16 protein-coding genes are annotated in these 19983 nt (G+C 67.5%); 15 read left to right on the forward strand and 1 reads right to left on the reverse strand.

The window, feature by feature from the left end; all coding sequences use genetic code 11:
• Positions 1-66 precede the first annotated feature (66 nt).
• Entirely contained in the window at positions 67-330 is a 264-nt protein-coding gene (rpsT, locus tag HF885_RS03370) for a 30S ribosomal protein S20 (protein ID WP_090845637.1), read from the reverse strand.
• Positions 331-532: 202 nt separating this feature from the next.
• Between rpsT and lepA the strand changes: the two genes are divergently transcribed.
• From lepA to HF885_RS03445, 15 genes are all read left to right on the forward strand, one after another.
• Entirely contained in the window at positions 533-2344 is a 1812-nt protein-coding gene (lepA, locus tag HF885_RS03375) for a translation elongation factor 4 (RefSeq protein WP_090845635.1), read from the forward strand.
• Positions 2341-3426 (forward strand): tRNA dihydrouridine synthase, encoded by a 1086-nt coding sequence (locus HF885_RS03380; protein WP_235927271.1) that lies wholly within the window; start codon positions 2341-2343, stop codon positions 3424-3426. Before lepA ends, HF885_RS03380 begins: the two co-directional genes overlap by 4 nt.
• A gap of 8 nt (positions 3427-3434) precedes the next feature.
• Positions 3435-4655 (forward strand): coproporphyrinogen-III oxidase family protein, encoded by a 1221-nt coding sequence (locus HF885_RS03385; protein ID WP_328804322.1) that lies wholly within the window; start codon positions 3435-3437, stop codon positions 4653-4655.
• 189 nt (positions 4656-4844) lie between these two features.
• On the forward strand, positions 4845-5978 hold the full coding sequence (locus HF885_RS03390; RefSeq protein WP_170103533.1) for a DnaJ domain-containing protein: 1134 nt from the start codon (positions 4845-4847) through the stop codon (positions 5976-5978).
• Between the two features lie 75 nt (positions 5979-6053).
• Positions 6054-7247: a molecular chaperone DnaJ gene (gene dnaJ, locus HF885_RS03395; protein WP_170103534.1), complete on the forward strand. Its 1194-nt coding sequence runs from the start codon at positions 6054-6056 to the stop codon at positions 7245-7247.
• Positions 7244-8524, forward strand: a complete 1281-nt coding sequence (locus HF885_RS03400) for a MiaB/RimO family radical SAM methylthiotransferase (protein ID WP_170103535.1) — start codon at positions 7244-7246, stop codon at positions 8522-8524. The genes dnaJ and HF885_RS03400 overlap by 4 nt, the downstream gene beginning before the upstream one ends.
• 60 nt (positions 8525-8584) lie before the next feature.
• The gene (locus HF885_RS03405; protein WP_170103536.1) at positions 8585-9580 is read left to right on the forward strand and encodes a PhoH family protein; all 996 of its coding nucleotides are present in this window, start codon (positions 8585-8587) and stop codon (positions 9578-9580) included.
• Positions 9570-10073 (forward strand): rRNA maturation RNase YbeY, encoded by a 504-nt coding sequence (gene ybeY, locus HF885_RS03410; protein ID WP_170103537.1) that lies wholly within the window; start codon positions 9570-9572, stop codon positions 10071-10073. The genes HF885_RS03405 and ybeY overlap by 11 nt, the downstream gene beginning before the upstream one ends.
• A 2-nt stretch (positions 10074-10075) precedes the next feature.
• Positions 10076-10462, forward strand: coding sequence for a diacylglycerol kinase family protein (locus tag HF885_RS03415; RefSeq protein ID WP_170103538.1), 387 nt, complete (start codon positions 10076-10078; stop codon positions 10460-10462).
• A gap of 99 nt (positions 10463-10561) precedes the next feature.
• Complete coding sequence (gene era / locus HF885_RS03420) at positions 10562-11500, forward strand: GTPase Era (protein WP_235927272.1); 939 nt, start codon at positions 10562-10564, stop codon at positions 11498-11500.
• Between the two features lie 6 nt (positions 11501-11506).
• Positions 11507-12259: a DNA repair protein RecO gene (gene recO, locus HF885_RS03425; protein ID WP_170103539.1), complete on the forward strand. Its 753-nt coding sequence runs from the start codon at positions 11507-11509 to the stop codon at positions 12257-12259.
• Positions 12260-12462: 203 nt separating this feature from the next.
• A complete protein-coding gene (gene rpsO, locus HF885_RS03430; protein WP_090845618.1) occupies positions 12463-12741 on the forward strand; it encodes a 30S ribosomal protein S15 in 279 nt (92 codons plus the stop codon).
• 89 nt (positions 12742-12830) lie between these two features.
• Complete coding sequence (locus HF885_RS03435) at positions 12831-15044, forward strand: polyribonucleotide nucleotidyltransferase (RefSeq protein WP_170103540.1); 2214 nt, start codon at positions 12831-12833, stop codon at positions 15042-15044.
• 556 nt (positions 15045-15600) lie between these two features.
• Complete coding sequence (locus HF885_RS03440) at positions 15601-17265, forward strand: ribonuclease J (RefSeq protein WP_170103541.1); 1665 nt, start codon at positions 15601-15603, stop codon at positions 17263-17265.
• On the forward strand, positions 17266-19980 hold the full coding sequence (locus tag HF885_RS03445; protein ID WP_170103542.1) for an FtsK/SpoIIIE family DNA translocase: 2715 nt from the start codon (positions 17266-17268) through the stop codon (positions 19978-19980).
• Positions 19981-19983: the final 3 nt, after the last annotated feature.

Consider the following 19983-nt stretch of genomic DNA (forward strand, 5'->3'; position numbering starts at 1 on the left):
ATGAGAAAGACAAAAAAAGACCCCGTCCTTCCGGGCGGGGTCGAAAAGACAGATTGTCGAACGGGCCTACTTCAGGGAGTTGACCAGCTTCTGCACGCCAGACTTGCGGTTGGAAGCCTGGTTCTTGTGGATGATGCCCTTGGAGGCTGCCTTGTCGAGGAGGCGGTTGGCCTTGTTGGCGGCAGCCTGTGCGGCGTCGGCATCCTTGGCGGTGACGGCGGCGCGGACGTCCTTGACGGCAGTCTTCAGCTCGGAGCGGACTGCCTTGTTGCGCATGCGCGCCTTCTCGGCGGTGATGATGCGCTTCTTCTGAGACTTGATGTTAGCCACGTGCGGTTCCTTTCGGTTCTGATCCTTGAGGCCTCTATTCTTTGAGGTGAAGGATGTGGGGTATCCGACACCTGACACGGCGAGGTCGACTTAGGGAGTATAGCAGAAGGCGCCCCGCGTGTCGCCGCGCATTTTGCCTGCGCGCAGGTGCGGGCATAAATTCACATTCTGTCCAACGCATTCGTGGGTTATGATGGGTCGCATGAACAAGACAGACCTTTCACTCATTCGCAACTTCTCGATCGTTGCGCACATCGACCACGGCAAGTCGACCATCTCGGACAGGATACTCGAGCTCACCCACACGGTGGACGAGAGGGACCTGTCGTCCCAGATGCTCGACTCGATGGACATCGAGCAGGAGCGTGGCATCACCATCAAGAGCAACGCCGTCCGCGTGATGTACGCGGCCGACGACGGCAACACCTACCAGTTCAACCTGATAGACACGCCGGGGCACGTGGACTTCACGTACGAGGTCTCACGCTCCCTCGCCGCGTGCGAGGGCGCCGTGCTCGTGGTGGACGCCACGCAGGGCGTCGAGGCCCAGACGGTCTCGAACGCGAACCTTGCCATGAACGCGAACCTGGACATCGTGCCGTGCATCAACAAGATCGACCTTCCCTCTGCCCACCCGGACGAGGTGAAGGAGGAGATAGAGGAGGACCTCGCCATCCCGGCCGACGACGCCGTCTGCGTGTCCGGCAAGACGGGCGAGGGCATCCATGACCTGCTTGAGGCCATCGTCTACCTGGTGTCTCCCCCCAAGGGCGACGCGAACGCGCCGCTGAAGGCCCTCATCCTGGACTCGTACTTCGACGAGTACCGCGGCGTCGTCGCGACGGTCCGCGTGTTCGACGGCGTCATGCGCAAGGGCGACCGCCTGAAGATGATGGCCCTGGGCGACACGTTCCTGTGCGACGGCGTCGGCTGCAAGCGACCGCTGGAGACCTCCCTCGACGAGCTCGGCGTGGGCGAGGTGGGATATGTCGTCACGGGCCTGAAGGACCCGGCGCTCGTGAAGACCGGCGACACCATCACGTACGAGGACAGGCCGTGCGCGGAGCCGTGCCCCGGCTATCACGAGGCGAAGCCCATGGTGTTCACGGGCCTGTTCCCCATCGACAACAAGCAGTACGAGAACCTGCGCGACGCGCTCGAGAAGCTAAAGGTGAACGACCCGTCGCTCACGTGGACGCCCGAGACGTCCGTCGCGCTTGGCTTTGGCTTCCGCGTGGGATTCCTCGGTCTTCTCCACATGGAGGTCGTGAAGGAGCGCCTGGAGCGCGAGTTTGGCCTGGACCTCATCGCCACGAGCCCGTCCGTGAACTACCACGTGTACAAGACGGACGGCAGCATGATAGAGATCACGAGCCCGCAGGACCTGCCCGACGTCACGCGCATCGAGCGAATCGAGGAGCCGTACCTGAAGGCGAAGGTCATCGTGCCGCCCGACTTCATGGGCGCCGTGATGCAGCTGGTGATCGACCACCGCGGAGAGACCCGCGACATGGTGTACCTGTCCGAAAAGTCGGTCGAGATGCACTTCGACATCCCGCTGGCCGAGCTGATCCTGGACTTCTTCGACCAGCTGAAGAGCCGCACGAAGGGCTACGCCTCGCTCGACTACGAGATGGGCGAGTACCGCGCGAGCGACCTGGTGAAGCTGGACATCCTGCTTGCCGGCGAGGTGGTGGACGCGCTCAGCTTCATCGTGCACCGCGACAAGGCGTACGACATGGCCCGCGCGCTGTGCGACAAGCTCAAGGAGATCATCCCGCGCCAGCAGTTCGAGGTGCCCATCCAGGGCGCCATCGGCAACAAGATCATCAGCCGCTCGACCGTGAAGGCGCACCGCAAGGACGTGCTCGCCAAGTGCTACGGCGGCGACATCAGCCGCAAGCGCAAGCTGCTCGAGAAGCAGAAGGAGGGCAAGAAGCGCATGAAGTCCATCGGCTCGGTCGAGGTGCCGCAGGAGGCGTTCCTCGCCGTGCTGAAGGTGGACGACGAATGACGGAGCCCATGCAGCCCCAGACCCCCGCGGAGGTGCTGGACGAGTTTTCCCCCGCGGCGGCGCTGGGTGAGAAGATCTTCCCGTTTCCCTGCGAGAGCGACCTTCGATCCAGGCTCGAGGCGGCTCGCTACCTCATGGCGCCGATGGCCGGCGTCACGGACGCGGCGTATCGCCTGATGGCGCGCCGCGCCGGCGCGGGACTTGCGTACACGGAGATGGTGTCCGTCGCCGGGATCCACTACGGCGGCGAGACCGGTGGCCAGAAGACGTGGGATCTCGTGCTGCCGCACGACCCAGAGCCCGACATTGCGGTGCAGCTGTTTGGCAGCAAGCCGGAGCAGTTCCGCGAGGCGGCGTCCCGCGTGCAGGAGCGCCTGCAGGGGAGGCTCGCCCTCATCGACATCAACATGGCCTGTCCCGTGCCGAAGGTCACGCGCAAGGGCGAGGGGTCGGCGCTTCTGGACGATCCGGCGCTCGCGGCGGAAATCGTGCGCGCGTGCGTGGAGGAGGCGGACGTCCCCGTGACGTGCAAGATCCGCCGCAGCCGCCAGCCGGGCCCCGAGCAGGCGCCGGACTTCGCGTGCGCGATGGAGCAGGCGGGCGCGTCCGCGATCGCCGTGCACGGGCGCACGGCAAGCCAGCTGTACCGCGGCCAGGCGGACTGGAACGCCGTGCGCCACGTGGTCGAGGCGGTGGACGTGCCCGTCATCGGCTCCGGCGACGTGCTCGACGCGCACGCGGCCTCGGCCATGCGGGCCGCGACCGGCGTGGCCGCCGTCATGGTGGCACGCGGCTCCTACGGAAACCCGTGGATCTTCTCGGCCGCGCGCGCCCTGGACGAGGGACGCGAGCCCGCCCATGTTGGCCCCGCGGAGCGGCTTGCCGCGTTTGAGTGCCACGTGCGGCTGCTTGCCGCCACGGGCGCGCACCTGGCGCGGGCGCGGAGCCTCGCGGGGTGGTACTTCAAGGGCATGCCGTACGCGGCGGAGTGGCGAAACCGCGCGATGGCGTGCGTGACGCTCGAGGACTACCTGGCGCTGGTTGGGGTGCTGCGCGAGCGGCTCGCGGCGGCGGGGCGGTAGCGGTGGGCGTGGGCGCGTTGTACGTGCACGTGCCGTTCTGCCGCAGCAAGTGCGCGTACTGCGACTTCTCGTCGTGGGCCACGCGCGCGGGCGACCCGCTCATGGGGGCGTACGCGGCCTCCGCGGCGCGCATGGTGAGCCAGGCGGGGTCGATGGGGCTCCTCCGTGGCTGCCGCACGGGCTATCTGGGTGGGGGGACGCCCACGTACCTGGGCGCGGACGTGCTCGGCGGGCTCGTGGCGGCCATGGCGCCGCACTGCCCGAGCGAGCTTACCGTCGAGGCGAACCCGGACTCGCTTACCGATGACGTGCTGGACGCGCTCCTTGGCGCGGGTGCGACGCGCGTATCTGTGGGCGTGCAGAGCACGAACGCGGCCGAGCTCGCGGCGCTGGGCCGCGTGCACGGGCCAGCCCAGGCGCTCGACGCGCTCTCGCGGGGCGTGGCGGCGGGGCTCGACGTATCGTGTGACCTCATGTGCGCGACCCCGCTGCAGACGGACGAGTCGTGGGAGAGGAGCCTTGCGGACGTGCTGTCCTGCGGCATCGGCCACGTGAGCGTGTACCCGCTCCAGATAGAGGACGACACGGCTCTTGGACGGCGCTACGCGGACGGGGACCCCGCGTTCAACGCGGAGGACGTGCAGGCTGCGCGCATGGAGGCGGCGGAGCGCGCCCTTGGCGCGGCGGGCCTTGCGCGCTACGAGGTGGCAAGCTACGCACGGCCCGGCAAGGCGTGCGCCCACAACCGGGCGTACTGGACGGGCGTGCCGTACCTTGGCATAGGCACGGGCGCGTCTGGCATGCTGTGCGCTGGCGACTACGCGATCCTGCGCACCGCGGCGCCGCGCCTGCCCAAGGCGCCGGACGGCACGTGGCGCGTGCGCCTGACCGTCACGAGCGGGCGCCGCGCGTTTGCAGAGGCCGCGGGTATGGGAGACCTCTCGTACGACCTCGAGTTCCTGACCGAGCAGCAGGCCGCGGCCGAGGACCTGATGCTGGGGATGCGCCTTGCCAAGGGCGTGGGAGAAGGACTTCTCGCCCATGCGCGCCGCGCCCTCGGCGCGCAGGCGGTGGACGCGGCCGTGGCCGAGGCGCGGCGCGAGGGTCTTGCGCAGGAGCGCCCGGACGGCGGTCTTGCGCCCACGCGCCGCGGATGGCTCCTGGGAAACGAGCTCTATGGCATCATGTGGGACCTTGCCCCGGGCACGGTGCTTGAGGCGAGCGCCTGAGCGGGGGGCGGCGCGACGAGCCGCGCGCGGGCACCCCTGCGCGTGACCTGGGAGCATGGGGCGCGAGGTGGGGATTTCCTGCGCGGCGGCGCCGCATGAATAACGGGCGGCCGCATTGGATAGAATTTTGACCGCATGCGCCGTTGGCGCGTGGGAACGCAGACAGGCGGCATGGATTCGGAGCCCCGCATGGCATCAATGAACGAGAAGGACTACTACGCGATCCTGGGCGTGAGCAAGGACGCGTCCACCGACGAGATACGCAAGGCCTTCCAGCAGAAGGCGCGCAAGCTCCACCCGGACGTGAACAAGGCGCCGGACGCGGAGGAGCGCTTCAAGGAGGTGTCCGAGGCCTACGCGGTGCTCTCGGACGAGCAGAAGCGCAGCCGCTACGACGCCATGCGCTCCGGATCCCCGTTTGGCGCGCCCGCGTACGGCGGCGGCTCGCAGGGCTACGGCGCGCCCGCGGACCCGTTTGGCGGCGCGGACCCGTTTGGCTGGGGCTTCCCGTTTGGCGGCGGCGCCTATCGCCGCACGAGCGCCCGCCGTTCGCGCGCGTACAACCCGCGAGCCGGCGCGGACGTCACCATCGACGTGGAGCTGGACCAGGAGACCGCGCGCAAGGGCACGCGCCGCGGCGTCACGTACCAGCGCTACGTCGCGTGCGACGTGTGCCACGGCAGCGGGTCGGTCGAAAGCGAGCACGCGGAGACGTGCCCCACGTGCGGCGGCTCCGGCCACATCAGCCTTGACCTGACGGGGCTGTTCGGCTTCGGCGTGATGGAGATGGAGTGCCCGGAGTGCGAGGGCGCGGGCAAGGTCGTCGCGGACCCGTGCGAGGCGTGCGGCGGGTCCGGGCGCGTGCTCTCCGCGAGCGAGGTCGTGGTGGACATCCCCGCCAACTCGCACGACGGCGACGAGGTGCGCGTGAGGGGCATGGGCAACGCCGGCACGAACGGCTCGTCCTCCGGCGACTTCGTCTGCCGCGTGGGCGTGGCGGCGGAGCGCGTGAACCCGCTGCAGGCGCGCGGGTTCCAGACCGTGGGCTTCATGCTGCCGTTCGTGGTGCTGGGCGCCGTGTCGGGCACGATCGTGTCCATGCTGCCGTTCCTGGCCATCATGGCGGTCATCGCGGGCATGCAGATCAGCCGCGGCGGCGGCGTGGGCCATGGCGGCACGTGGTGGAGGAAGGCCGCGACGCACGTGGGCAACGGCGTGCTGTCGGGCCTTTTGCTCGCGCTGCTCATGGTGCTCATGTTCCAGTGCAGCCCGTACGCGCGCTACTCCGGCGGAGCGGTCGCGCCCGGCGGCGCGAGCTTCTAGCGCGTCCGGCTGGCGCGTTTGCAAAGGTTCCTGCGGGCCTTGGCCCGACGTTCGACATGTGGGAGATAGGTAAGAGTGGCCTCTAAAGACTATTACGAGATTCTGGGCGTCGAGCGAGACGCCGACGCGAAGACGATCAAGCGCGCGTTCCTGAAGAAGGCGCGCGTGCTCCACCCCGACGTCAACAAGGAGCCCGACGCGGAGGAGAAGTTCAAGGAGGTCAACGAGGCGTACTCCGTCCTGTCGGACGAGCGCAAGCGCTCGAACTACGACCGCTACGGCACCGCGGAGGGACCGGGCGGCTTCGGCTCGGACTACGTGGACATGTCGGACATCTTCGGCGGTGGCTTCGGCATCAACGACATCTTCGACTCGTTCTTCGGCGGCGGGCAGGGCGGAGGCTCTTCTCGCGCCGCCCGCACGCGCGGACGCGACATGGGCATCACCCTCAGGATCACGCTGGAGGAGGCCGCGGCCGGCTGCACCAAGACCATCGCGTACGACCGCCTTGCCCCGTGCGACGACTGCGGCGGCACCGGCGTGGCGGAGGGCGGCCACGTGAAGATGTGCGACAGGTGCCACGGCACCGGTCGCGTGGTAGAGGTGCAGCGCACGATCTTTGGCCAGATGCAGACCCAGACGACGTGCCCCGCGTGCCACGGTTCGGGCAAGGTCGTCGACAAGCCGTGCGAGACCTGCGAGGGCCAGGGCCGCACCCCCTCGCGCGAGACGGTGGACGTGAAGATCCCCGCCGGCGTGCACTCCGGCCAGTCGCTCACCGTGAAGGGCAAGGGCGAGGCGGGCGTGCGCGGCGACGCGTCCGGCGACCTCGTCGTGCGCGTGGAGGTCGCGGAGAGCGAGACGTTCCAGCGCCAGGGCGACGACCTGTTCTGCCGCGTGACGGTCGACTCGCTCGAGGCCATCGTGGGCACGACGGTGCGCATGCGGGGGATCCTTCCGGACGACGAGGTCGTGGTCGAGGTCCCCGCGGGCTGCTCCTACGGCCAGCAGGTGCGCGTGGAGCGCATGGGCATGCCGCGCGTGGGCACGACGGCTCGCGGCAGCCTCATCGCGGTCGTCCAGGTCGTGCCGCCGAAGGACCTTACCGCCGAGCAACTCGAGAGCATCCGCAAGATCGTGGACGCGCGGGGCGAGAAGGACGCGGCGCGCGAGGGCGCGGCAGGTCCGGCGCGGGACGGCGCCTCGGCGGAGACCCGCAGGAAGCCGAAGTTCAAGGGCCGCGGGCGTCGCAACGGAAGGTCGAAGTGACGGCCGCCCCGCGACCGAGGGTCGCGTTCGTGAACCTGGGCTGCCGCGTCAACCGCGTCGAGACCGACGTGATCGCAAGCGAGCTCGAGCGCCACGGCTGCGAGCTCGTGCCGGAAGGCGAGGCCCAGGCCATCGTCGTTAACACGTGCGCCGTCACGGGCGAGGCGGAGGCGAAGACCCGAAAGACCGTCCGGCACGCGGCGGGCCTGCCGGGATGCCCCACCGTCGTCGCTACCGGTTGCGTCGCGAGCCTGTTCGCGGAGGAGCTCTCGGCCATCGCGGACAACGTGGTGGTGGAGCCCAACAAGGCGCGCGTCGCGGCGCGCGTGCTTGAGCACCTGGGCATAGTTGACGGGGCCGTGGACGATTCCGGCTCCGTCGTGAGCGTCACGCCCACGCCGACGGGCCGCATGCGCCCGGGCATAAAGATCCAGGACGGCTGCGACAACCGCTGCACGTACTGCATCGTGTGGAAGGCGCGCGGCGCCTCGCGCTCCATGGGCGCGGAAGAGGTCGTGGCGCGCGTGCGCGACGCGCAGTCCCGCGGCGCGCACGAGGTGGTGCTCACGGGCATCAACCTCGGGCGCTTCGGCGCCGAGGCGCCGGACGGCACGAGGGTGGGCCTGCCGGGGCTCATCGAACTTCTCCTGAGGGAGACCTCGATCGAGCGCCTGAGGCTCTCTTCCATCGAGCCGCCGGACGTGACGGACGAGCTGCTGCGCGTCATGGGCGAAAACCCGGAGCGCGTGGCACCGTTCCTGCACGTGTGCCTGCAGTCCGGCTGCGACGCGACGCTGAGCCGCATGGGCCGCGTGTACGACACGGCGTACTTTGCCGACGTCGTGCGGCGCGCGCGGCGGGCGGTCCCCGGGATCGCGCTCGGCACGGACCTCATCGTGGGGTTCCCGGGCGAGAGTGACGAGGACTTCGAGCGGTCGCTCGAGTTCTGCCGCGACATGGCGTTCGCGAAGATGCACGTGTTCCGCTACTCAAGGCGCCCGGGCACGCCGGCGGCGCGCGCGGAGGGCCAGGTGGACCCCCACGTCATGGCGACGCGCAGCCGCCGCATGCGCGAGCTTGCGCAGCGGATGCGCCGCGAGCAGGCGCTTGAGCACGTTGGCGAGGAGGAGCTCGTCGTGGTGCAGTACCCGGGCCGCGGCGTCACGGGCGGGCTGTTCGACGCGCTCGTGGACCCAGGGATCGCGCTCGACTCGCTCGTGCGCGTGCGCGTGAGCTCCGTGATGGACGACGGAACGCTCGTGTGCGCCCGCACGTAGGTTGGGCGCGGACGCGAAAGCGTCTATCATAGGGACAACGCATCGTCCGTCAGGAGGAACATGGAACCCACCCACGTCAGGCTCACCATACCGGACTCCGTCGACCCAACGCTGCTCATGGGGCCGGCGGACTCGCTCCTTCGCAGGATAGAGGGGGCATTCGACGCCATGGTCACCGTGCGCGGCAACCAGGTGAGCGTGATCGGGCCCACGGACGTGGTGGACCAGGTGGTCTCCGTCTTTTCTCGCCTCATAAGGTGCGTGGAGAAGGGCGACGTCCCGACGACCGAAGACGTCGACCTGCTGATAGGCCAGGTGAGCCACGGGGCGAGCGACTCGTCGGACCTTTCGGACGACATCCTGCTCACGTACCGCGGGCGCGCCATACGCCCGAAGACCGCCGGGCAGAAGCGCTACATAGACTCCATCCGCGACAACACCATCACGTTTGGCATAGGCCCCGCAGGCACCGGCAAGACCTACCTCGCCATGGCCATGGCCGTGAGCGCGCTCAAGCGCCGTGAGGTGGGGCGCATCGTGCTCGCGCGGCCCGTGGTCGAGGCGGGGGAGTCCCTGGGCTACCTGCCCGGAACGCTGCAGGAGAAGCTGGACCCGTACGTGCGGCCGCTGTACGACGCGCTGTTCGACATGACGGACATGGAGAAGGGCAACGCCCTCATCGAGCAGGGCGTCATCGAGATCGCCCCGCTCGCGTTCATGCGCGGGCGCACCATGAACGACGCGTTCGTGATCCTGGACGAGGCCCAGAACACGACGCCGGACCAGATGAAGATGTTCCTCACGAGGCTGGGCTTCGGGTCGAAGTTCGTCGTGACGGGCGACCTCACCCAGCGCGACCTGCCCGGCAGGAACGGGCTGGAGTCCGCCCGCGCCGTGCTTGGGGACGTGGACGACGTGAGCTTCGTGGACCTTGGCAGAAACGACATCGTGCGGCACTCGCTCGTGGCGAAGATCGTGGACGCGTACGACAGGGCGCAGGGCGCGTACGCCGCGGGGACCGCCGCGGGAAGGGAGACCACCCGACATGGGGAATAGCTACGACATCGTGCTCGAGGAGGGCGTCGTGTGCCCGGTTGGCACGGACGAGATCCGCGAGGACTGCGACTTCGTGCTCAGGAGCGAGGGCGTAGGGAGGCCGTGCATGGTCTCCGTCTCCGTCGTGGGGGACGCGCGCATGCGCGAGCTCAACGCCGAGTGGCGCGACCAGGACCGCGTGACGGACGTGCTGTCGCTGGAGTGCGAGCGCCCGGACGACGCGGACCTCGCGCCCGGCGAGCCGTGCGAGCTTGGCGACATCGTGCTCGCGCCCGCCTACATCGAGCGCCAGGCCAAGGGCTTTGGCACGACGCCTGCGGACGAGTTCCGGCTGCTCTTGGTGCACGGCATGCTGCACCTCCTGGGCTACGACCACCTGGAGGACGACGAGGCCGAGGTCATGGAGGCCCGCGAGGACGAGCTGCTGCGTCAGATCAGGACGGACCGCGCCATCGACCACGTGACCCTCACGCGCCACCGGGGCGGTGAGTAGAGATGATACCCGGCCGCTCGCCGAGCCATCCCTCGTTCAGGCGGAGCTTCCTCTTCGCGCTGCAGGGCTTTCGAACAGCGCTTCGGCAGGAGCGCAACATCAAGGTCATGCTCGCGGGCGGAGCGTTTGCCGTGGCGATGGGAATCATCCTGCGGATTGACGCCGTGAGCTGGGCCATCGTGCTCGTGTGCTGCGGCATGGTCATCGCGGCCGAGCTCCTTAACACCGCGATCGAGACCGTGGTCGACCTGGTGTCGCCGGAGTTCCACCCGCTTGCGGGCCAGGCGAAGGACATCGCGGCCGCGGCGTCGTGGGTGCTGAGCCTGACCGCGGCCGTCGTGGGCGTCATCGTGTACGCGAACGCGCTCGTGAGGCTGTTGGCCGGCTAGGCGCCGCACGGGGAAAGACCGGCACCCGGAGCCGGTGCCTTGGCCGTGCACGGCGCGGCCAAGAACGTAGAGGACGCAATCACCCAGGGGGTGCGCTCCATGGAAAAGGACGAGAAGGGCCAGATGGGCGAGAAGGGCGAGGCGCCGTTCAGGAGCGGCTTCGTCGCGCTGGTGGGACGGCCCTCGGTCGGCAAGTCGACGCTTTTGAACGCCGCGGTGGGCGGCAAGCTCGCCATCACGAGCCCCGTCGCGCAGACGACGCGCAGGCGCATGCGGGCCGTCGTGAACACGCCGGGCTCGCAGCTCGTGATCGTGGACACGCCGGGCCTGCACAAGCCGAAGGACGCCCTGGGCAAGGAGCTGAACAAGGTGGCGCTCGGCGAGCTGGGCGACGTGGACGTGGTGGCGTTTCTCGTCGACGCGACGAAGCCCGTCGGCAGGGGCGACGAGTGGGTCGCGAAGCACGTGGCGGCCTCGAGGGCGCCGTTCAAGCTGCTCGTGATCACGAAGGCGGACCTCGCGAAGCCCGAACAGGTGAGGTCGCAGCTCGACGCGGCGTCCGCGCTCGCGAGGTTCGACGACGCCATGGTCATATCCGCGAAGGAGGGCTTCAACGTCGACTCGTTCGTGAGCCTGGTGGGCGAGCACCTGCCCGAGGGCCCGCGGTGGTTCCCGGAGGACATGGACTGCGACGCGACGGACGAGGAGCTCGTGGCGGAGTTCGTGCGCGAGAAGGTGCTGAACAACCTGCGGCAGGAGGTCCCGCACTCCGTGGGCGTCATCTGCGACGACATCGACTGGCGCAAGGACGGGCTCGCCTCGATACGCGCGACCATCATCGTCGAGCGCGAGGGCCAGAAGGGCATCGTGATCGGCAAGGGCGGCCAGATGATCAAGCGCATCGGCACCCAGGCGCGCCGTGACGTGGAGCGGCTGTTCGACACGAAGGTGTTCCTGGACCTTCAGGTGCGCGTGCAGCCGCAGTGGCGCCGCGACCAGAACGAGATCCGCCGCCTGGGCTACGACTACGAGGAGTAGCGTCCCGTGGCCGGAAGGAGGAGCGTCCGCACCAGGGCGATCGTGATCGACAGGAGGACCCGCCTGAAGGAGCAGGACCTGATCCTGACGCTGCTTACGCAGGACGGCCAGCGCGCGGACGTGATCGCGAAGGGCGGCCTGAAGCCGGGAGGGCGCCTCGCCGCGCGCGTGGAGCTCTTCAGCGAGACGGACTTCCTCATCGCAAGCGGGCGCAGCCTCGGCATCATCACGGAGGCCGCGACGGTAAACCCGCACGCGGGGCTTCGCGGCGACATGGCGCGCGTGAGCGCGGCGTCGTGCGTGTGCGAGGTGGCGCGTCTCACGTGCTTCGAGGACATGCCGGACCCGTACCTGTTCGCGATATGCTCGCGCGCGCTCACGGCGTGCGAGCAGGCTTCGGACCAGGAGCGCCTCGACCTCGTCGTCGCCGCGTACACGTTCAAGGTAACGGCGCACGGCGGCTGGAGGCCGGAGCTGCGGCGTTGCACGCTCTGTGGCGACGAGGACGTCGCGTTCTTCTCGCCCCGCGCCGGAGGAATGCTGTGCGCGAGCTGCGCCAAGGACGTGGCCGGCGCCGTGCCCATGGGGCCTTTGGGCCGCGACCGCCTGCAGGCGCTCGTGAAGTCCACGTTCGACGACATCCTGCGGATGGAGCTTGGCGTCGACGTGACGACGGAGCTCGTCTCGCTCGCGCACGTGTGGGCGGCCACGCACCTGGACGCGCGCCTGCGCGCGTTCGAGTTCATGCTGAGCCTTTAGGGCCGAGCCCGCCGTCCGAGTTGTGTCGCAGTTGTGTTCCAAATGCGGTGATTGCGCCCGGGGCGAGAAAAGACGCGGGCGTCGCGGCTACGGCGTCCCCTCACGTGATACTATCAACCAGTCCGTACCCCCTACTTGGTGGCCCGCCCAATGCCAGACGGCCAACCCAGTTCGGGGCGTATCTATGTGAAAGGGGTTTTACCATGGCAGTAAGCAAGGAGCGCAAGGCCGAGCTCATCAAGCAGTACGGCAAGGACGAGCACGACTCCGGTTCCGCGCAGGTGCAGGTCGCGCTTCTGACCGAGCGCATCAAGGGCCTGACCGAGCACGTCAAGTTCCACAAGCACGACCACCACACCCGTCGTGGCCTGCTGATGCTCGTTGGCCAGCGTCGTCGCCTCCTGTCCTACATCAAGAAGCAGGACATCGAGGAGTACCGTCGCCTCATCAAGAGCCTCGGCATTCGCGACAACATCCAGTAACAAGGTGTTAAGAGGAGGGCGCCGGCATGGCGCTCTCTTTGTTTGTCGGCCCGCCTGCAAAGGGGCAGGCGGAGATAAGAGGAAAAGTAATGGCAAAGGTTACGCACGAGTTCGACCTCTACGGAAAGCACTACAAGCTGGAGACGGGCGAGCTCGCAAAGCAGGCGACGGGCGAGTGCCTGGTTTCCTGCGGCGACTCCACCGTCAACGTGACGGTCGTCGTCTCGAAGGAGCGCAAGAACTACGACTTCTTCCCCCTGACCGTCGACTACATCGAGAAGATGTACGCCGTGGGCCGCATCCCCGGCGGATATCTGAAGCGCGAGGCGCGTCCGAGCGAGAAGGCCACCCTCACGGCTCGCATGATCGACCGTCCCATCCGCCCGTCCTTCCCCGACGGGTTCAGGAACGAGGTCCAGATCGTCGCGATGCCGCTCGTCGCGGACCAGGTGAACTCCGTCGACACCATCTGCATCATGGGCGCCTCCGCGGCGCTGACCGTGGGCGGCGTGCCGTTCGAGGGCCCGCTCGCGGGCGTGCGCATCGGTCGCGACGTCGAGACCGGCGAGTTCATCGTGAACCCGACGTACGAGGAGCGCGACAACTCCGACCTCGACCTCGAGCTCGGCGGCTCCGCCACGTTCATCTCGATGCTCGAGGCGGGCGCGAAGGAGATCTCCGAGGAGGACATGCTCGCGGCCATGGCGTTTGGCCAGGAGGCCATCGCGGCGTTCTGCGAGGAGGAGAAGAAGTTCTTCCAGAAGTGCGTCGAGGTCAACGGACCGTTCCCCGTGCGCGAGTACGAGCTGGACGAGCCCGTCCCCGAGGTGCACGAGCGCGTGTTCGCGCACTTCGACGAGATGTCCGCGGCCCTGAAGGATGCGGACAAGCAGTCCCGCATGGGCAAGGTCGAGGACCTGAAGGAGGCCATCAGGGCCGAGTTTACCGAGGACGAGCAGCTTGAGTGGGACCGTGCGATTCCCGTCGAGCTCAAGAGCCTCGAGAAACACGCCATGCGCAAGATGGTCGTCGAGACCGGCGAGCGCGTCGACGGCCGCACTGCGACCGAGGTCCGTCCGCTCATGGTGAAGCCGAACTACCTGCCGCTGGTGCACGGCTCCGGCCTGTTCCAGCGCGGCCAGACCCAGGTGCTCTCCGTCGCGACCCTCGGCATGCTCAACGAGTGGCAGCGCCTCGACACCATCGAGCCGGTGGACGGCAAGCGCTACATCCACCACTACAACTTCCCGCCGTTCTGCACCGGCGAGACCGGCCGCATGGGAAGCCCGAAGCGCCGCGAGATCGGTCACGGCAACCTGGCCGAGCGTGCGCTTCTCCCCGTGATCCCCTCCGAGGAGGAGTTCCCGTACACCATCCGCGTCGTGTCCGAGGTCATGGAGTCCAACGGCTCCTCGTCGATGGCGTCGACCTGCGGTTCCACGCTCGCCCTCATGGACGCGGGCGTGCCCATCAAGCGCCCGGTCTCCGGCGTCGCCATGGGCCTCATCCAGGAGGAGGGCAAGACCGTCGTCCTGACCGACATCCAGGGCCTCGAGGACTTCCTCGGCGACATGGACTTCAAGGTCACCGGCACCACCAAGGGCATCACGGCCATGCAGATGGACAACAAGGCCACCGGCCTCACGCCCGAGATCCTGAAGCAGGCGCTGCAGCAGGCGCACGAGGGCCGCATGTTCATCCTCGACGCGATGCTGGAGCAGATTCCCGCGCCGCGCGCCCACACCAAGGAGACCGCGCCGCAGATCATCAGCCTCAACATCCCGACGGACAAGATCCGCGACGTCATCGGCTCCGGCGGCAAGGTCATCCGCGGCATCCAGGACGACACGGGCGCCACGATCGACATCCAGGAGGACGGCTCCGTCTTCATCGCGGGCACCAACGGTGCCGGCGAGGAGGCCGCGGAGCGCATCAAGGCCATCGTGAAGGTTCCCGAGGTGGGCGAGGAGTACACCGGCCGCGTCGTGAACATCCAGCCGTTCGGCGCGTTCGTGGAGCTGCTGCCCGGCAAGGACGGCCTGCTGCACATCAGCCGCGTCGCTAAGGGCCGCGTCGACAAGGTCGAGGACGTGCTCAACGTGGGCGACGAGGTCAGGGTCAAGGTCATCGAGGTGGACGAGAAGGGCAAGATCAGTCTCGACCGTCTTGACAAGCCCGAGGCTCCCGCAGGCGCCGAGCGCAAGGGCGAGAAGCGCGAGGGCGACCACCGTCGTCGCCGCCACGTGGGCGACAAGGGCGGAAATGGCGAGCAGCGCCAGCCTAGGCGCCACCACGAGGGCTAGGCCCGACGAGAGGCACTACGCATGAAGCGAGCGGGGAGTCCCAACCGGGGCTCCCCGCTCTTCTCGTACGGAGAAATTGGTACGTACGAAGGATGGATGCATTTAGGATAAACTAACGGTTCTTGCGAATGTAGATGACGAGGGCCACGCACAGCAGAACCAAGGCTACGGGCTTGACAATTTCAGAAACTATTTGAAGAATCGATGCGAGAGTGGCGAATGCAACATCGGGAGTCATACATACCACCCCTTCTCAACGAAACAGACTACTTCTATTTCATGATGACCTAAACGAGATGGAACTCGTGGAGTCTCGGTTAACGGAAAGAATCAATCGCCGAAAGCGTCAGGAATCTCTCTTCCTAGACTCAATTGACATATGTGACGCGCATGGGCGTTTGCGCGCAATGACGAGAGCTTGTGTTTTCGAATCCACACCTGCATCACTAAAGATGTGGGCGGGCACACTACAATAGTTCTTTACGAAATGTCCGACAGCACAATGCTGCCGAAAAGATATTTGAGATACAAACCTGTCGAAAGGACAAATCTGACAATGGCGAAAAAGCAGACGCCGCTGAGGATCATCCCGCTGGGAGGCCTCGACGGCATTGGCAAGAACATGACCGCGTTCGAGTACGGCAACGACATGGTGCTCGTGGACGCGGGCCTGATGTTTCCCGACGACGAGCAGCCCGGCATCGACCTGGTGCTGCCCGACTACTCCTACGTGCTGGAAAACGAGGAGAAGCTTCGCGGCATCATCATCACGCACGGCCACGAGGACCACACGGGCGCGCTGCCGTACCTGCTGATGGACCTGGGGCGCAAGGTGCCCATCTACTCGTCCAAGCTCACGCTGGGCATGATCGAGGCGAAGCTGCAGGAGTTCAAGCTGAACTCGCCCAAGTTCCGCGAGGTCAAGAACGGCACCCACATCAATCTGGGCGTCTTCAGCATCGACTTCTTCAGCATGACGCACTCCATACCGGCTGCGCTCGGCGTGTACATGAGGACGCCGGCGGGATCGGTGCTCCACACGGGCGACTTCAAGCTGGACCAGACGCCCATCGACGGCGTGACGCCCAACTACCAGGCAATCTGCAGGTACGGAACGCTGGGCATCGACCTTCTGATGTCCGACTCCACCAACGCGACGAGGCCGGGCTTCACCCAGTCGGAGGCCGCTGTGGGGCCGCAGCTGCGCCACATCATAAAGAACGCGACGGGCAGGGTGTTCGTGGCGTCGTTCTCGAGCCACATCCACAGGCTGCAGCAGGTGTGCGACGCCGCGACGGCCGTGGGCCGCAAGGTGGTCGTGACCGGCCGCTCCATGGTTAACAACACGAAGATCGCGCGCGAGCTGGGATACCTGAAGATCTCCCAGGAGGACATAATCGACGCGTACGACGTGAAGGACATCCCGGACGACAAGATCGTGGTGCTGTGCACCGGCAGCCAGGGAGAGCCCCTGAGCGCCCTCGGCCGCATGGCCGCGGGCGAGCACAAGTCGTTCACCATCACGTCCGACGACACCGTCATCATCAGCGCGACGCCCGTCCCCGGAAACGAGAAGAGCGTCCAGTCCATCATCAACTCGCTCTCGAAGATCGGCTGCACCGTGTACGACAGGTCGAACACCCTGGTGCACGTGTCCGGCCACGCGAGCCAGGAGGAGCTGAAGCTCATGCTCGCGATGACGAAGCCGCACAACTTCATGCCGGTGCACGGCGAGGCCGTCCACCTGCGCGCGCACGCGAAGCTCGGCCTGAAGATGGGCATCAAGCCGGACCACATCTTCATCGCGGACAACGGCGACACGCTCGAGATGCGCAACGGCAAGGTCACATGGGGAGAGCCGGTTGAGTCCGGCGTCGTGTACGTGGACGGCCTCTCCATCACGGACGCGGATCCCATCGTGTTCCGCGACCGCCAGAAACTCGCGAGCGACGGCATCGTTACGTGCGTCGTCACGTTCGCGCCGCGCAGCAAGAAGGTCGGCGACGTGGAGATCGCTTGCAGGGGCGTGTCGTTCAGCGGCGACGACCAGCTCATAACCGAGGCGCAGGACGTCGTGCGCGAGCACGTCTCGGTCACGGCCGGCAAGGAGGGCACGAGCATCGACATGCTCAGGAAGAACGCCCGCAACAGCCTCTCAAACTTCCTCTGGAGCAAGACCCACACGCGACCCATGGTCATCCCGGTCGTGATGGAGGTTTAGATGCCCTCTAAACGCAGCTCAAACGCACAACAGAAGAGAAGGGCAAAGGGCTCGGGCTCGGCCGGCCGCGGCAGGGCCCAGCGAGAGTCTCTGGTACCGGCGCGGGGCACTGCGGCGAACGACATCCTCGGGGTGGCGCTTATCGTCGTGTCCGTCGTCATGTTCCTCTCGCTCGTGACCCCCACGAGCGCGCCCGTCACGCGTGCCCTGGGCGAGTTTTTGACCCTGTGCTTCGGCATGGGGGCGTTCCTGTGCCCCGTGGCGCTCATCGTGTACTCGTCAACGTTCTTCGTGGAGCGCGAGGGCTCTGCGGGAACGCGCGTCGCAGTGGGGCTTGCGCTCGTGGTGGCGGCGATCCTGGGAATACTGAGCATCAACGTGCCCGGTGCGGAGACGAACCCCGACGCCGTGCTCGTGGCGCAGGTCGCGGCGTCGCGCGGAGGGTACGTGGGCGGCGGCATCGCGTGGTGCCTGCTTGAGTCCGTGGGCATGACGGTTGGCAACGTGGTGCTGGTGGGCGTGATAGCCGCCGGCGCGATAGTGTGCGGGTTCTCGCTATCCGGCGCCGTCGAAAGGCTGCGCGAGCGCTACCAGGCGTTCGAGGCGCGCCACGAGGCGGCGCGCCAGCAGCGCATGGCGGGCCGAGGCGCCGCGTACGATGCGTATGACGAGACGCTCGACATGGCGCAGGACCCGTTTGCCGACCAGCACGACGCGGGCATGGCGCCCATCGCGGAGCGCCGCACCACGGTGTTCAGGCGCAACCAGGCCACCGCGGAGGCCGACATGAAGCCTGCGGAGGACGAGCCCGAGCAGAAGACGACCGTGCTCTCGAGCGCGAAGACCAAGATCCTGGAGCGCAGGCGCAAGAAGCACCCGCCCATCGACGAGGACGAGGCCGTTCCCGCGGGCTCCGTCAAAACGGACGGCGCGGAAGCTGCCGTGGCGCCTGCCGTGACGGCGCCGCTGCCGGTGGTGCCCGGCGAAAGGCCCGCCGCACAGCCGGCCGTGCCGGACTTCCTGCGAGACGCGAAGGGCTCGGGCATAGGCCGCAAGGGCACATCTGACAGCGCGCGCAAGGCGCCGGGCGAGAAGGGCCGGGCGTCCCGGCCGGGCAAGGCCGCCGGGGCGAAGGCCGCGTCCGTGCAGACGGCCATGCCCATCGTGCCCGAGGGCGAGTCCTTCTCGCCCAAGGGCGCCGTCGCCGCGGCGCCAAAGGGCGTGAAGCGGCCCGGCGACGGCGTCGAGGACTACGAGCTGCCGCCGTTCTCGATGCTGAGCTCCAACCCCAACAGCGCGAACTCCGCCTCGAGCAAGGAGGAACTGGACGAGACGAAGGAGCGCCTGCAGGGGACGCTGCACGAGTTCGGGCTTTCGAGCCGCGTCGTGGACTACGTCTCGGGGCCGCTCGTCACGACGTTCCGCATCGAGATGGGCGAGGGCGAGCGCGTCAGCAAGATCAAGAACCTGGAGGACGACATCGCCCTCACGCTCGCTGCCGAGAAGGTGCGCATCTTCGCGCCCATTCGCGGCACGTCGTACGTGGGCATCGAGATCCCGAACAGCCGGCGCGCCAACGTGCACCTGGGAGACGTGCTGCCGTACGCCACAGGCGGCCCGCTCGAGGTGGCCATCGGACGCGACTCCGCTGGGAAGCCCGTCGTGGCTGACATCGCGAAGATGCCGCACATGCTGGTGGCCGGCACCACGGGCTCGGGCAAGTCCGTCATGATCAACTCCATGGTGATGTCGCTTCTGATGCGCTCCACCCCCAAGCAGGTCAGGCTCATCATGATCGACCCCAAGCGCGTTGAGTTCAGCTGCTACAACGGGCTGCCGCACCTGTACGTGCCCGTCGTCACGGACCCCCGCCAGGCTGCGAGTGCGCTGCAGTGGGCCGTGAGCGAGATGGAGCGCCGCCTGAAGGTGTTCGAGCGCGCGGGCGCCAGGAACATCAAGGTGTACAACCAGATGTGCACGACGGGCAAGCTATCCGAGATGGATAACCCGCCGGAGCCCATGCCGTACATCGTCGTGGTGATCGACGAGCTGTCCGACCTCATGATGACGGCCGGAAAGGACGTCGAGGCGTCCATCGTGCGCATCGCGCAGCTCGCGCGCGCCGCGGGCATACACCTGGTCATCGCGACGCAGCGCCCGTCCGCGAACGTCGTGACCGGCCTCATTAAGTCGAACATCGACAGCCGCGTGGCGCTGAAGGTGTCCTCCGGCATCGACTCGCGCGTCATCCTGGACGAGACGGGAGCCGAGCGCCTGCTGGGCAACGGCGACATGCTGTTCAAGGACCGCGGGCTCGCGCCGCGAAGGGTGCTGGGCTGCTACACGTCGGACGACGAGATAGAGTCCGTCGTGAGCTTCATCCGCGACCAGGCGGAACCGGACTACCACAACGAGATCCTCTCGCAGGTGGTGCCCGGCCAGCCGAGCGCGGGCGGCGGCGCTGACGTCGCGGAGGACGACGACCCGCTGGTGTGGGAGGCCGCGCAGATTGTTGTGGACTCTCAGCTGGGTTCCACCTCCGGGCTGCAGCGGCGCCTCAAGGTGGGCTACGCTAGGGCAGGCAGGATCATGGACATGCTCGAGGCGAAGGGGGTCGTCGGACCGCCGGAGGGCTCGAAGCCGCGCGAGGTGCTGCTGGACAAGGACGGACTTGAGGAGCTCAGGGCCGCCGAGGCAAAGTACAGGGAGGTGTAGCGC

It is taken from the genome of Parafannyhessea umbonata (assembly GCF_012844235.1).
Lineage (GTDB): Bacteria > Actinomycetota > Coriobacteriia > Coriobacteriales > Atopobiaceae > Parafannyhessea.